We start from the raw sequence: 14043 nt of genomic DNA, 5'->3' as shown, positions 1-14043 counted from the left end.
GAGGATTTTCGCATGAGCCCGCAACATCTTGCCCTGGCGTGGAGCGCCCTGTTTGCCGCCGCGCTGATCGGCGGCACGGCCCTGAGGCTTTGGCTGGCGCAGCGTCAGCAACGCCATGTGCTGGCACACCGCGACACCGTCCCCGCGCCGTTTCGCGCCAGCATTTCCCTCGAAGCGCACCAGAAGGCTGCCGACTACACCGTGGCCAAGTTGCGCTTTGGCCTGTGGACCACGCTGTTCTCCGCAGTCATCGTGCTGGTGTGGACGCTCGAAGGCGGGCTGCAACTGCTCAACGCCTGGGTCGGCAGCACCTTCGGCACGGGTCTGGGCGGGCAGCTTGCGCTGCTGGTGGCCTTCGCCTTGATCGGCGCGCTGCTGGACCTGCCGTGGGAGGTGGCGCGCACCTTCGGGCTGGAAGCGCGGTTCGGCTTCAACCGCCAGACGCCGCGCGCCTTCGCGCTCGATCTGCTCAAAAACGCCGTGGTCAGCGCCGTCATCCTGCTGCCGCTCGCGCTGCTGGTGCTGTGGATCATGCAGGTGGCTGGATCGTGGTGGTGGCTGTGGGCCTGGGCTGGGCTCACCGCATTCAGTCTGCTGATGATGGTGGTCTACCCGCTGGTGATCGCGCCGCTGTTCAACAAATTCCAACCCTTGCCCGATGGCGAGGTCAAGACCCGCGCGCAGGCGCTGATGCAGCGCTGCGACTTTGCGCTCTCCGGCCTGTTCGTGATGGATGGCTCGCGCCGCAGCGCGCATGCCAACGCGTATTTCACCGGCATGGGCGCGGCGCGGCGCGTGGTGCTGTTCGACACCCTGCTCGCCCAGCTCAGCCCGGCGCAGATCGAAGGCGTGCTCGCGCATGAGGTCGGGCACTACAAGCGGCACCACATTGTCAAGCGCATGGTGGTGATGTTCGGTGTGAGCCTGGCGGGGTTTGCACTGCTGGGCTGGCTGGCCAATCAGGTGTGGTTTTACGTCGGGCTGGGCGTGATGCCCAATCTGTTCGCGCCCAATCACGCGCTGGCGCTGATTCTGTTCAGTCTGGTGCTGCCGGTGTTCGGGGTGTTCTTCAGCCCGCTGGCTGCGTCCACCTCGCGCAAGCACGAATTCGAGGCTGACGCCTACGCCGCGCAGCACAGCGACGCGCGCGCGCTGAGCGAGGCGCTGGTCACGCTGTACCGCGACAATGCCAGCACCTTGACACCCGACCCGCTGTATGTGCGGTTCTACTACAGCCACCCGCCCGCGCTGCAGCGGCTGCAGCGACTGGGTGCGCTGCCTGCTGCCGCACCCTCCCCTTCTGCGACAACCGCAACCGCCTGAACCGACATGACCCTCGACGATCTGCTCGGCGCCCACTGCGCGCCGCTCGACCCCAGCCACCGCCTCGAAGGCGATGCGCTCACCACCCATCTGCAACTGCTCGACGGCTGGCTGATCGAGGACGGCGCGCTGCGCAAGACGTTCACGTTCGCCAACTATTACCAGACCCTGGCGTTCGTCAACGCGCTCGCCTGGGTGGTGCACCGCGAGGATCACCATCCCGATCTGCTGGTGCAGTACAACCGCTGCACCGTCGCGTTCAACACCCATTCGGCCGGCGGCATCACCCGCAACGACTTCATCTGCGCGGCCAAGACCGACTCTGTCCATGCGCAGGGCGCGGCGCGCTGAAAACGCCTCGCATGGACACTCTGGCGCCCGCCCAAGGCAAACGCAATACCAAACCCACCCGAGCCGAGGCGCACGGCCTGGGCGCGCGCATTGTTGGCGCGTTCGGTCGGCAGTTTCTTGCGCAGCTCGACGACGGCAGCACCGTCGCCTGCGTGCCCCGCGGCCGACGGGCGGATGTGGTCTGCGGCGACCGCGTCGCCCTCATCCCCGGCCATCCGCCGCTGGCCATCGCGCAGGTGCAGCTGCGGCGCAACGCCCTCTGGCGCGAGGACCCGTGGCGCAGCAAGATGTTTGCCGCCAACCTCGACCGCGTGCTGCTGGTCACGGCCACCTACCCCGGTATCCAGCATGGGCTGATCGGCCGCGCGCTGGTCGCGGCAGATGCTGCCGACATTCCCGTGACCCTGCTGCTGAACAAGTGCGATTTGCCACAGGCCGACGCCGCGCGTGCCGAAATGGCGCTGTACCGCGATCTGGGCTACGAGGTCGTCGAACTGTCGGTGCACGCCGATCCGAAGGCCGCGCTGCAGGCGCTCGCACCGGTGCTCGACGGACGGACGAGTCTGCTGCTGGGCGCATCGGGTGTGGGCAAGTCCAGCCTGACCAATCTGCTGGTGCCGCAGGCGCAGGCACCCACGCGCGAGATTTCCACCGCCCTGTCGGCCGGCAAGCACACCACCACCGCCACCCGGCTGTACGACCTGCCGGGCTTTGCACCGGGCAGCGCACTGATGGATTCGCCGGGCTTTCAGTCCTTCGGTCTGCACCATCTCTCGGTGTCGCAGTTGCAGCATGGCTTTGTGGAACTCCGCAGACGCATCGGCCAGTGCCGCTTCCAGAACTGCACCCACCGCGACGAGCCCGGCTGCGTGTTCACCACCGACCCACACGCCATCACTCCGGCGCGGCTGGCGCTGTATCGCACGCTCTACGCCGAGCTGACTTCGGCTCCGACGCGATGAAACGGGTGGACAGCGCACCCAATCTGGTCATCGCCACCCTCTGGGCCGATGCGTTGAATGCAGCGGGCATCCGCGCCGAGGTGTTCTCGCGCTATCTCACCAGCATCGCCGGAGAGATTCCGCCCGATCAGTGCGATCCGGCGGTGTGGGTGCTCGACGACGCCGAACTGCCCCGCGCCCGGCAGCTGCTGCATGAACTGCGTACTCCCGTGCGCGGCGCCCGCTGGATCTGCCCCGGCTGCGGCGAACGTCATGGCCCGCAGTTCGCGCAGTGCTGGAACTGCGGCAGGGCGCGCCCGGATCCTGCGATCTAGGGCCTGTTCACGCTATTGGTGCACCCGCGCCGGGGGTCTGGGCGGATGCAATGCGAGGCGCAGGCCGCGCGGTGGTGTGTTGCACCACAAGCGGACTGCAACGTGGCAGTGCGCCGCCCAGACCCCCGGCCCGCAGGGTTGCCCCCAGGCGGGGCGTCTGCAGCGTTGTCAGCCAGGGGCAAGGCGTCCAGCCTTGCCCCTGGCCTCCGCCTTGCATCCATCCCCGCCTGGGGGCAACGCGGGTGCACCAATAGCGTGAACAGGCCCTAACCCGGCAGCGTCGTCGGTGGCTCATCGGGCGGCGGGGCGCGCAGCCAGGCCTGCGCCGCCAGCAGGAACAAGAAGAGCAAGGCGTACACCGTGGTCGTACCCAGCACGTCACCCTTGTTGCCGGTGAAGCCCGGGCCATACGGGCCGCCGAAGCCCTCGGCGGTGCTCCACAACAGCAGGCTGTAGATCAGACCGCCCCACAGCACCGCGCGGCGCAGCAGCTCGGGCAGCCACGGCGCGAGCAGCAGCCCGGCAGCGATCGCGGTTTCGGCAAGCGCCGCCAGCACGGCAAAGTGCTCCATGCCGATCACATGGCCCAGGCCGATGAACACCGCGATCCATTCCGCAATCCAGGCCGGCTGCCCGGCCTGTGCGCCAGTGAGATACGAAGCGAAATGCTGCAGAAAACCCGGCTGCCATTTCCACCAGGCGTCGAACGCCCACAGCAGACCAAACAGCCAGAACGCCCAGCGCACCCGCAGGCGATCGGGCCGACGCAAGGGCGCATTCGACCAGGCCGCACCCTGCCAGGCGCGCAGCAGCAACAGCAGCGCAAACCCCAGCGCATAGACGATGGCGGTTCCCGGATCGGTCGCGCCGCTGGTGTACGGCCCACCCAGCCCGCCCAACACGCTCCACAGAAACAGCTCATACACCAGCCCCACCCAGGCCAGCGCCGGAAACCCCCAGCCGATGAGCAGCCCGACCGTGAGCAGCGCCTCGATGCCAAACAGCAGTGCCACCGCTTTGCTCATGCCGACCGCAGCCATGGCCCGCAGCACCGCATCCACCCAGACACCCAGCCAGTGCGCCTGCCCAGCGGCCAGCGCCGCATGCCTGGCATGCGCCGCGAACTGCGCCGCATACTGCGCATTGAAATGCAGCCCGAGGTTGATGGCGAAAAACACGCCGAATGCGATGCGCACCCAGTGCAGGGCACGCATCGCAGCGTGATCTTCCGCCCCGAGAGACGGAGCGCGGGATGTCTTCATCTCCAGCGGCAGATTGACATGCCGGACCCCGTGGTCAGGTTGGACAAGAAGGTTGGGTTGTTGGTCTGTGGACGACATGCTGCGCTCCCGGCAGCGCGTTGCAAACACGCCACCTGACGCCTGCATTCTCGTCAGTGGGACTTAAATCCGGCTTAGGGCAACACTGAACAAGTCCCCTGCGCGCTGCGCATCCGGCCTGCGAGCGGTCTGCGACGTTGCACATCCTCGCCATAGCTTGGGCTATGGCTGCCGTGTGCGCCTTGCATCCCATCCCGCAGCCCGGCGCGCATCATCACAGGGACTTATTCAGTGCTGCCTTAGGGAACGCAACCGTGCGTCAATCCAGACGCCCGAGCAGCAAGAACTCCATCAAGGCCTTCTGGCCGTGCAGGCGGTTTTCTGCCTCATCCCACACCACGCTCTGCGGGCCGTCGATCACCTCGGCTGCCACCTCCTCGCCGCGATGCGCGGGCAGGCAGTGCATGAACAGCGCATCGGGTTGCGCGCGGGACATCATGTCGGCATCGACCATATAGCCCTGAAAGGCCAGCTCACGCGCGCCCTTTTCTTCTTCGAAGCCCATGCTGGTCCACACGTCGGTGGTGACCAGATGCGCACCCACGCAGGCCTGGCGCGGGTCGTCGAAGGTGCGCAGATGCGCCGCCTGCGCCGCACTGACGGGGTAACCCGCGCGGTCGAATTCCACGCCATAGCCCTTCGGCCCGGCAAAATGCAGCGTGAAGTCGAGCACCTCCGCAGCCTGCAGCCAGGTGTAGAACATGTTGTTCGCATCGCCGATCCAGGCCACGGTCTTGCCCTGGATCGGGCCACGATGCTCGATATAGGTCATCACATCGGCCAGGATCTGGCAGGGATGGAACTCGTTGGTCAGCCCGTTGATGACCGGCACGCGCGAGTGCGCGGCAAAGCGCTCGACGATCTCCTGCCCGTAGGTGCGGATCATCACCAGATCGACCATGCGCGAAAACACCTGCGCCGCGTCCTCGATCGGCTCGCCGCGGCCGAGCTGGCTGTCGCGGGTGTTGATGTAGATCGCTGCGCCGCCGAGCTGGTGCATCCCGGCCTCGAAGCTCAGCCGGGTGCGGGTGGAGTGCTTCTCGAAAATCATCGCCAGGGTGCGGTCGACCAGTGGCTGGTGCGGCTCGTAGCGCTTGAACTTGGCCTTGATCAGCGCGGCGCGGGCGAAGATGTAGTCGTACTCCTCGCGCGTCAGGTCGGAAAACTGCAGGTAATGCCGCAAGGTAGTGTTCATGGCGTTGTCTCTGGATTCATTGCGCGGGGGAAGTCTGCAGAAAGTCCCGCACGGCGGGGACCAGTGCCTGGGTCAAGGCATCGGCTTGCTCTGCAGTGAAAATCAGCGGCGGCAGCAGGCGGATGACCCGCTCCTGCGTGACATTGAGCAGCACACCACGCTCGAGCAGGATGCGCACCAGCTCGCCCGCCGGACGGTCGAGCTCGATGCCGATCATCAGCCCCTGTCCGCGCACCTCGACCACGCCGTCCACCCCGGCAAAGGCATGATGCAGGGCATGGAGAATCTGCGTGCCGCGCGCGGCGGCATTGGCCAGCAGGCCCTCGTCCTCGATCACCGCCAGGGTTTCCAGTGCGGCGCGGCAGGCCAGCGGGTTGCCGCCGAAGGTGGTGCCGTGCTGGCCGGGGCCGAAGGTCGTCGCCGCAGCACCGCGAGCCAGGATCGCGCCAATGGGCACACCCGAGGCCAATCCCTTGGCCAGGGCGATGACATCGGGTTCCACCCCGGCCCATTGATGCGCGAACCACTTGCCGGTGCGGCCGGTGCCGCACTGCACCTCGTCGATCATCAGCAGCCAGCCGTGGCGGTCGCACAGGGCGCGCGCCGCCTGCAAGAAGTCGGCATGCGCCGGCTGGATGCCGCCTTCTCCCTGGATCGCCTCAACGAACACCGCCACCACATTCGGATGGGTATTGGCGACTTCCTGCAGGGCGGAGGCGTCATTGAGGGCAACCCGCACGAAACCTTCCACCAGCGGCTCGAAACCCTTTTGCACCTTGGGATTGCCGGTGGCCGACAGGGTGGCCAGCGAGCGCCCATGGAACGCGCGCTCGAACACCACGATTTCCGGGCGGGCAATGCCGCGGTGGTGACCGTGCAGCCGCGCCAGCTTGATCGCCGCTTCGTTGGCCTCCAGACCGGAATTGCAGAAAAACGCCGTCTCCATGTCGCCCAGGGCGCACAGCCGGTCGGCCAGCTGTTCCTGCAGCGGGATCTGATAGAGGTTGGAGGTATGGATCAGCTTGCCCGCCTGGTCGGCGATTGCCGCCACCAGGCGCGGATGGGCATGCCCCAGGGTGTTGACCGCAATGCCCGACAAGGCGTCGAGGTAACGCTTGCCCTGCGTATCCCAGACCCAGGCCCCCTCACCATGCGACAGGGCGATGGGCTGCCGTGCATAGGTCTGCATCACATGAGAGGGCATGGTCATTTCTCCTTTGCAAAAAAAGCAAACCCGGCGGGCAAAGCATCAAAACGCGCTGCGCCACCGGGGGCAAGTCGGAATTATAAGGAGGGGCAGATGACAGGACGCGGCACACACCGGGTGGAGTATTTGTTGCAACTGCAACACAGAATCACCCTTCGGGTTAACCCGGTAATACTGCGCTGCAGCATAATTGCGGCACCGCAGCAAAACTGCCTCTTCAAGGATTCAGCCATGAGCGCCTTCCCCCACACACTGCAACTTGTCAAACCCCGAGAAATTTTCATCCGCGGCATCACCGCAGACGGCCGCATCTTCCGCCCGAGCGACTGGGCAGAGCGTCTTGCCGGCCTGATGGCCCGGTTCCGCCCTGTTGGTCTGTGTCGAAAGGAAGCCCACCTGGGCTACTCGCCGTATTGCGTTCCGACCGTGGTCGAGGGCGTGCGCTGCCTGGTGGTGAGCGAGTCGCTGCGCGACATCGAGCCGATGGCGTTCGACTTTCTGCTCAACTTCGCCCGCGACAACCAGCTCGATGTGGTCGAGGCCTGCCTGACCCAGGTCGACGCTGCAGAGCCCGACATGGCGGACCTGGACCTCGCCCGCGACGCACTGCAGCGCGTGCTGCAGACGGCCTGAACGCTCGACCCGGATGGTTTGGTGACTTCGCGCACCGAGTTGCCCTGACTTGAAGAGGAAGGCGCAATGAACGCCAGTGCAGAACTGGCTTCGCAAAAAAGCCCGCTGCAAGCGGGCTTTTTCATGGGCTCTGCGCCGAGAGCACAGGGCTCGAAGCGCAGGCCGGAGCAGGCAAACCGAAATCAGGCGGCGAGCGCCTTGATTGCCGCATTCAGTCGGCTCTTGTGACGCGCGGCAGTGTTCTTGTGGAAAATCTTTTTGTCGGCGATGGAGTCGAGCACGGGCGCGTTGGCCTTGAAGACCTCCATGGCTTTGGCATGGTCGCCAGCGGCGATGGCCTTGCGCACCGACTTCACGGCGGTGCGAAAACGCGAACGCAGCGCCGTGTTGGCGGCGTTGGCCTTGATGGATTGACGCGCGCGCTTGCGGCCCGACGGGGTGCGAACGCTCTTGTTCTTGGCTGCGGCTTTGGTTGCCATGTGGAAAATCCTTCTGTGTTGCCTGCTCGGAAAACTAACCATTATAGACAAAATCAAGCGAGGCACCAGCAAGCGTTCGGGCGGAACGCCCTGCCTTCCTATAATGCTGCCGGGTGAATCTTCTCAAGGCCGCGTCCACCATCTCCCTTCTCACCCTGACCTCGCGCATCACCGGGCTGGTGCGGGAAATCATGGTGGCCACATTCTTCGGCGCCAGTGCCTGGACCGATGCGTTCAATGTGGCGTTTCGCCTGCCCAATCTGCTGCGCCGCATGTTTGCCGAGGGCGCGTTCTCGCAGGCCTTCGTGCCGCTGCTGTCGCAGACCCGGCAGACCAAGTCGGTCGAGCAAACCCAGGAACTGATCGATCAGGTCTCCACCGCGCTGTTCTGGATTCTGGCGGCCATCAGCCTGGCCGGCGTGCTGCTTGCCCCGGTGCTGGTGTGGCTCACCGCCTCGGGCCTGCACCCCGAAGCATTCGACGCCGCCATCTGGATGACGCGGCTGATGTTCCCCTACGCGGGGCTGATCTCGCTGGTGGCGCTGAGCGCCGGCATTCTGAACACCTGGAAACACTTTGCCGTGCCCGCAGTCACCCCGGCGCTGCTCAACCTGGCCATCATCGGCGCCGCGGTGGGATTGCACAGGCTGGTGCATCCGCCGATCTACGCGCTGGCGATCGGGGTGATGATCGGCGGCGTGGCGCAGTTTGCGGTGCAGTGGCCGGCGCTGCGCCGATACGCGGTGGTGCCGCGTTTCCGCCTGAGCTTTCTCAAGGCCTGGCGCTCGGAGGGCGTGCACCGGGTGGTGAAGCAGATGCTGCCCGCCAGTCTGTCGGTGTCGGTTGCGCAGGTGTCGATTGTCATCAACACCCAGATCGCCTCGCATCTGGCGGCGGGCAGTGTGTCGTGGCTGGCCTATGCCGACCGGCTGATGGAGTTTCCCACCGCGATTCTGGGGGTGGCGCTGGGGTCTGTGCTGCTGCCCAGCCTGTCGCGCGCGGTGGCCACCGAGGATGTCGCCAAGTACAGCACCCTGCTCGACTGGGGGCTGCGGCTGACGCTGTTGCTGGCGCTGCCCAGCGCGATTGCGCTGCTGATCTTCGCCCAGCCGCTGGTGTCCATGCTCTACAACTACGGACGTTTCGACCATGCCGACGTGCTGGCCACGACCAGCGCGTTGCGGGCTTACGGCATCGGCCTGATTGCCTTGATCGGCATCAAGATCCTCGCCCCAGGGTTCTACGCCCGGCAAGACCTGCGCACCCCGGTGAAAATCGCCCTGGTGGTGCTGGCCTGCACCCAGCTGATGAATCTGCTGTTCGTGCCCTGGCTGGGACATGCCGGGCTGGCGCTGGCGATTTCCATCGGCGCGCTGCTCAACGCCAGCCTGCTGTTTCGGGGTCTGCGCAAGCGGGGCATGTTTCAGCCGCAGCCGGGCTGGGGACGGTACGTCAGCAAGGTGGCGCTGGCACAGATTCCGCTGGGTGGCCTGATGTTGTGGGGCGCCGCCGCCCTGCCCTGGGACCGGGCGCACGGCAATGTGCTGCGGCTGGGCATGGGTCTGGGGCTGCTGGCCGTGTCTGCATTGCTGTATTTCGCCACCCTGCGGCTGCTCGGCTTCCGCCTGCGGCAATTCATGCACAGCGAGTGATGTGTTGCGCCAGCGCAAGCTGCTGGTGATGACCGTATTCCACAATGAGCGCATCATCTGCAACGGCAGACCCACTCAGGAGACCGACATGCCCCTCACCCCCGACCAGCGCGAGACCCTGCGCACCAAACTGCAACAACGCCGCACCCAGATGGTGGCCGATCTGCGGGATGAGTCCATCAGCGAGGACGGCACGCTGGCGGTGCGCAGCCACCGTGGCGAAACCGACGACGAGGCCGTGGTCGAGGCCATGGACGCGGTGGAAATCGCCTCGACAGCGCGCGACGCCACCGAGCTTGCCGCCATCGACAGCGCCCTGGAGCGCCTGGATACGCCAGACTTTGGCGTGTGCATCGACTGCGGCGCCGACATCGAGCCCGCCCGCCTGATGGCCGAGCCCACCGTACTGCGCTGCACCGTCTGCCAGCAGCGTTTTGAGCACCAGCACCTCACGCCGGGCGGCGCGCGGCTGTAGCATCCAGGGCATGTCCTCACGTCCCGTCCCGCCCCTTGAAACCGCCGGTCTCGAGCGGGTCCTCAACCGCTGGCTGATTCCAGCGTATTGCATCGGCGTCGGCCTGCCGTGGATCATCGGCGCCTGGCTCAAGACCAGTTACCAGCCTGGTCTGGTGGAGGGCGATCCACAGCCCACGCGCGACCTGATCGACATCTTCTGCCTCGGCGTGAGCCTATTCGATGCCACATTGGTGTTCACCGTGGGCATCGGCTGTCTGGTGGTCTCCATCATGAAAGGCCCGGTGCGCTGGGGCGATGCTTCCCACGCCACGCAGCAGGTCCGCGAGCCGGGCGAGCGCGACAGGTTTTGAGATGTCGGTCTCCATCGCCCGTGCCGACATCACCGGCCTGATCCTCGCTGGCGGGCGCGGCAGCCGCATGGGCGGCGTCGACAAGGGTTTGCAGCCCTGGCACGGTCTGCCGCTGGCGCAGCAGGTGCTCGCGCGGTTGCAGCCCCAGGTCGGCCCCGTGCGCATCAATGCCAACCGCAACCTGGACACCTACCGTACCTGGGGACTGCCGGTGCTGACCGACGACCGGGCGCGCGACTTTGCCGGACCGCTGGCCGGTTTTCTCGCCGGTCTGGATGCCTGCACCACACCGTATCTGCTCACCGCGCCGTGCGATTCGCCGCTGCTGCCGCACGACCTGGCGCACCGGATGGGCGAAGGGCTGCTGCAGGCGCAGGCGCGCATCGCACTGCCGAAGGCGGGTGGCCGCCTGCAGCCGGTGTTCTGCCTGATGGAAGCCGACCTGCGCGACGATCTGCGCGCCTTCCTCCAATCCGGCGGCAGCAAGATCGACCTGTGGGCGGCGCAGCACCGCATGGCCATCGTGGAGTTCGACGATGCCCGTGCCTTCGAGAACATCAATACCCAGGACGACCTGCAACGCCTGGAACGCACCGACTCGCCATGACCAGTCCTTTCGATCTGCAGCACGTCATTTCCTGCGTCAGCGGCTACGACCCCAACGCGCTGCGGGTGGACGCCGCCCTGGCCGTGATGCAGGCCAGTGTGCAGCCCGTTTTGGCCGTTGAGCGCGTGGCGGTACGCGCCGCACTGGGCCGGGTGCTGGCGCAGGATGTCGTCTCCCCCATCGACGTGCCGGCGCACGACAACTCGGCCATGGACGGCTACGCGCTGCGCGGAGACGATCTCGCCGCGCAGGGTGACACGGTACTCACCGTCGCCGGGCGTGGTCTGGCCGGGCATGCCTACGTCGGCGACGTGGCCCCGGGCAGTGCCTTGCGCATCATGACCGGCGCCGTCATGCCCGCCGGATGCGATACCGTCGTGCCACAGGAGTTCTGCCGCGTGGAGGGTGACACGGTCACCATCCCGCAGGGCGTGGTGCGCGCGGGCGACAACCGCCGCCTGCGCGGCGAAGACCTGGCGCGCGGCAAGGCCGCGCTGCCTGCGGGCAAGTTGCTGCGCCCGGCCGATCTGGGGCTGATTGCCTCGCTCGGCATGGCCGAAGTGTCGGTGCGGCGCAGGCTGCGCGTGGCCTTCTTTTCCAGCGGGGACGAACTGCGCTCGGTCGGCCAGCCGCTCGACGCAGGCTGCGTGTATGACAGCAACCGCTACACCCTGTGGGGCATGCTGGAACGTCTGGGCTGCGAGGTCATCGACCTCGGCGTGGTGCCCGACAACCCGCAGGCGGTGGAAGCCGCGCTGCGCACCGCCACCGAATGCGCCGACGTGGTCATCACCTCGGGCGGGGTCAGCGTGGGTGAGGCCGACTACCTGCGCAGCACGCTCGCCAGCATGGGCGAGGTGGTGTTCTGGCGCATCGCCATGCGGCCGGGTCGGCCTCTGGCCTTCGGTCAACTGCGCTCGGATGGGCACAGCGCCTGGCTGTTCGGCCTGCCGGGCAACCCGGTTGCGGTGATGGTGACGTTCTACGCCTTCGTCCGCCCTGCCCTGCTGCACTGCATGGGCGCAAGCCCCCAGCCGCAGCCGATGCTGCGTGCGGTCAGCGCGCAGACCCTGCGCAAGAAGCCCGGCCGCACCGAGTACCAGCGCGGCCTGCTCAGCCCGCTGCCCGATGGCCGCTGGCAGGTGAGCGCCATCGGCAATCAGGGCTCGGGCGTGCTCAGCTCCATGTCGCAGGCGCATGGCCTGATCGTGCTGCACCACGACCAGACCACCGCACAGGCCGGCGATCTGGTGGACGTGCTGCTGTTCGAGGGGCTGGTCTGATCAGAAAATCTTGTTGATCAGATCGTCGCCCAGGCCAAAGCCGGCGCCCATTTCCATCGCACGGCCAAAGCCGGAGTTCAGAAACCCGTCGAGTGCCCCGATGAGGCCTCCGCCCTGCTGCATGGGCATCGCGGCGTTCTGCGCCATCATGCCCTGCGGCATGTAGCCCGGCTGCATCGCGGCCGGCATGGTCTGCATCTGCTGGGCCTGGTTCTGCCACATGGCGTGGATCGCCTGCAAGACCTGACTCATCTGCTGCTGCTCGGTCTGCACGCCCAGCGCCACTTCGCGCAGGTCGAGCAGCCATTCGCGGGCGTCCTGATTGCCGCCCTGCGCTGCCGCCTGCAGCTTGGCGGCCAGCGCCTGCAATTGCTGTCCGACCTGCTGCGCCTCGCCCTGCAACTGCTGATACTGCTGATCGATGGTTTGAATGTCCACGCAAGACTCTCCGGTAGAGTGAATGCGTCAGATTGGACTCCAGCGGCGCGGTTTTGCGCGTCAATGGATGTCAAAGTCGCAACAGGTCGCAGCAAAGGGCTCATTCGAGCGCATCCAGCAGCTTGTCCTGCCCGTCCTGCGCGGCCTGCCTGCGTCCCAGCAGGGCGTACAGCGCAATGGAGCCGAACGTCGCGGTGCCGATGCCGCCCAGGGCGAAGTCACCGAACTTGAGGGTGAAATCCGCCGTGCCCAGCATCAGGGTGATGGCCACGATGATGAGGTTGCGGCTGTCGGAAAAGCCTACCTTGTTGTCCACCCAGATGCGCGCGCCCGACACCGCGATCAGCCCGAAGATCACGATGGCCACACCGCGCAACACCGGCGGCGGGATGAGGTGAATGAGCGCGCCGAACTTGGGACTGAAGCCGAACAGAATGGCGATCACCGCGGCCGTGGCAAAAATCAGCGTCGAGTAGATCTTGGTTGCTGCCATCACGCCGATGTTCTCGGCATAGGTCGTCACCCCCGTGCCTCCCACCGATCCCGACACCATCGTGGCAATGCCGTCACCAAGGAACGCCCGCCCCATGTAGCGATCGAGGTTGCGGCCGGTCATTGCGGTCACCGCCTTGATGTGGCCGAGGTTCTCCGCCACCAGAATCACGACGACCGGAACGATCAGGGTCATCGCACGCGGCTGGAACTCGGGCGCTGCAAACGTCGGCAGGCCGAACCACGCGGCCTGCGCCACGCCGGAGAAATCCATCGGCGTCCCCAGCCCGAGTCCATTGGTCAGCACGGCGTAGATCGCACTGGCAATCAGCAGCCCCACCAGGATCAGCAGGCGCTGCACCATGCCCCGGGTGTACACCGCCACAAGGCCGATGCTGACAAAGGTGATCAGCGCCATCCAGTCGTCGAAATTGCTGGCGCCGTGGCTCTTGATGGCGATCGGCGCCAGATTCAGCCCGATCACCGCGACCACCGAACCGGTCACCACCGGCGGCATCAGTCGCTCGATCCAGCGCACCCCCACACCCATGACGATCAGGCCGATGGCCGCATAGACCGCTCCGCAGGCGATGATGCCGCCCAGCGCCACACCGATGTTCGGGTTCGCCCCCGCGCCCGAATAGCCGCTGGCCGCAATGACCACGCCGATGAACGAGAACGACGAGCCCAGATAGCTCGGCACCCGCCCACCCACGACGAGGAAAAAGATCAGCGTGCCGATGCCGCTCATCAGAATGGCGATGTTGGGATTGAAGCCCATGAGCAACGGCGCAAACACCGTGGAGCCGAACATGGCCACCACATGCTGCAGCCCCATCGCCAGGGTCTGCGGGGCGGGCAGGCGCTCATCCGGGGCGATCACCCCGCTGGTCTTGAGTTGCCATTTGGGAAAGTAGCCTTCGGCCATGATGCGCTCCTC

General features: G+C 66.3%; 16 protein-coding genes. 10 read left to right on the top strand and 6 right to left on the bottom strand.

All coding sequences use genetic code 11. The features are described from left to right. Positions 1-12: 12 nt before the first annotated feature. From AC1ZQA_RS05565 to AC1ZQA_RS05550, 4 genes are read left to right on the top strand one after another with little or no spacing between them, the layout of a single operon-like run. Positions 13-1323: a M48 family metallopeptidase gene (locus AC1ZQA_RS05565; protein WP_482678826.1), complete on the top strand. Its 1311-nt coding sequence runs from the start codon at positions 13-15 to the stop codon at positions 1321-1323. A 6-nt stretch (positions 1324-1329) separates the two neighbouring features. Continuing rightward, positions 1330-1674 (top strand): 4a-hydroxytetrahydrobiopterin dehydratase, encoded by a 345-nt coding sequence (locus AC1ZQA_RS05560; RefSeq protein ID WP_482678825.1) that lies wholly within the window; start codon positions 1330-1332, stop codon positions 1672-1674. A gap of 11 nt (positions 1675-1685) precedes the next feature. Beyond that, positions 1686-2636 (top strand): ribosome small subunit-dependent GTPase A, encoded by a 951-nt coding sequence (rsgA, locus tag AC1ZQA_RS05555; protein ID WP_482678824.1) that lies wholly within the window; start codon positions 1686-1688, stop codon positions 2634-2636. Then, positions 2633-2950 carry a putative signal transducing protein gene (locus tag AC1ZQA_RS05550; RefSeq protein WP_482678823.1) on the top strand — a complete coding sequence of 106 codons (318 nt, stop codon included), beginning with the start codon at positions 2633-2635 and terminating at the stop codon, positions 2948-2950. The genes rsgA and AC1ZQA_RS05550 overlap by 4 nt, the downstream gene beginning before the upstream one ends. 266 nt (positions 2951-3216) lie before the next feature. On the opposite strand, the gene AC1ZQA_RS05545 is transcribed toward AC1ZQA_RS05550, so the two are convergent. The 3 genes from AC1ZQA_RS05545 to AC1ZQA_RS05535 form a co-directional block, all read right to left on the bottom strand. Next, complete coding sequence (locus AC1ZQA_RS05545; RefSeq protein ID WP_482678822.1) at positions 3217-4290, bottom strand: hypothetical protein; 1074 nt, start codon at positions 4288-4290, stop codon at positions 3217-3219. A gap of 259 nt (positions 4291-4549) precedes the next feature. Then, on the bottom strand, positions 4550-5485 hold the full coding sequence (argF, locus tag AC1ZQA_RS05540) for an ornithine carbamoyltransferase (protein WP_482678821.1): 936 nt from the start codon (positions 5483-5485) through the stop codon (positions 4550-4552). Between the two features lie 16 nt (positions 5486-5501). Continuing rightward, positions 5502-6689 (bottom strand): acetylornithine/succinylornithine family transaminase, encoded by a 1188-nt coding sequence (locus AC1ZQA_RS05535; RefSeq protein ID WP_482678820.1) that lies wholly within the window; start codon positions 6687-6689, stop codon positions 5502-5504. Positions 6690-6923: 234 nt separating this feature from the next. Between AC1ZQA_RS05535 and AC1ZQA_RS05530 the strand changes: the two genes are divergently transcribed. Next, entirely contained in the window at positions 6924-7325 is a 402-nt protein-coding gene (locus tag AC1ZQA_RS05530) for a DUF3579 domain-containing protein (RefSeq protein WP_482678819.1), read from the top strand. A 182-nt stretch (positions 7326-7507) separates the two neighbouring features. Here the strand turns inward: AC1ZQA_RS05530 and rpsT are convergent, their stop codons facing one another. Then, the gene (gene rpsT / locus AC1ZQA_RS05525) at positions 7508-7804 is read right to left on the bottom strand and encodes a 30S ribosomal protein S20 (RefSeq protein WP_482678818.1); all 297 of its coding nucleotides are present in this window, start codon (positions 7802-7804) and stop codon (positions 7508-7510) included. Positions 7805-7917: 113 nt separating this feature from the next. Here rpsT and murJ point away from each other — a divergent pair, with 113 nt between their 5' ends. The 5 genes from murJ (at position 7918) to moeA (ending at position 12173) form a co-directional block, all read left to right on the top strand. Then, positions 7918-9456 carry a murein biosynthesis integral membrane protein MurJ gene (murJ, locus tag AC1ZQA_RS05520; RefSeq protein ID WP_482678817.1) on the top strand — a complete coding sequence of 513 codons (1539 nt, stop codon included), beginning with the start codon at positions 7918-7920 and terminating at the stop codon, positions 9454-9456. 88 nt (positions 9457-9544) lie between these two features. Further along, positions 9545-9931 (top strand): TraR/DksA family transcriptional regulator, encoded by a 387-nt coding sequence (locus AC1ZQA_RS05515; protein WP_482678816.1) that lies wholly within the window; start codon positions 9545-9547, stop codon positions 9929-9931. A gap of 10 nt (positions 9932-9941) precedes the next feature. Beyond that, positions 9942-10283 (top strand): hypothetical protein, encoded by a 342-nt coding sequence (locus AC1ZQA_RS05510; protein ID WP_482678815.1) that lies wholly within the window; start codon positions 9942-9944, stop codon positions 10281-10283. Position 10284: 1 nt separating this feature from the next. Beyond that, entirely contained in the window at positions 10285-10890 is a 606-nt protein-coding gene (gene mobA / locus AC1ZQA_RS05505; RefSeq protein ID WP_482678814.1) for a molybdenum cofactor guanylyltransferase MobA, read from the top strand. Beyond that, positions 10887-12173, top strand: coding sequence for a molybdopterin molybdotransferase MoeA (gene moeA / locus AC1ZQA_RS05500; RefSeq protein WP_482678813.1), 1287 nt, complete (start codon positions 10887-10889; stop codon positions 12171-12173). Before mobA ends, moeA begins: the two co-directional genes overlap by 4 nt. Here moeA and AC1ZQA_RS05495 read toward each other — a convergent pair whose 3' ends face one another. Together AC1ZQA_RS05495 and AC1ZQA_RS05490 are read right to left on the bottom strand one after the other, a co-directional pair. Continuing rightward, positions 12174-12611, bottom strand: a complete 438-nt coding sequence (locus AC1ZQA_RS05495) for a hypothetical protein (RefSeq protein WP_482678812.1) — start codon at positions 12609-12611, stop codon at positions 12174-12176. It lies immediately after the preceding gene. Between the two features lie 100 nt (positions 12612-12711). Next, positions 12712-14031, bottom strand: a complete 1320-nt coding sequence (locus AC1ZQA_RS05490) for a solute carrier family 23 protein (protein WP_482678811.1) — start codon at positions 14029-14031, stop codon at positions 12712-12714. Between the last annotated feature and the right edge of the window lie 12 nt (positions 14032-14043).

The sequence above is a fragment of the Thiomonas sp. DCM-2 genome (assembly GCF_056820905.1).
This window is presented reverse-complemented; position numbering and strand designations above follow the sequence as displayed.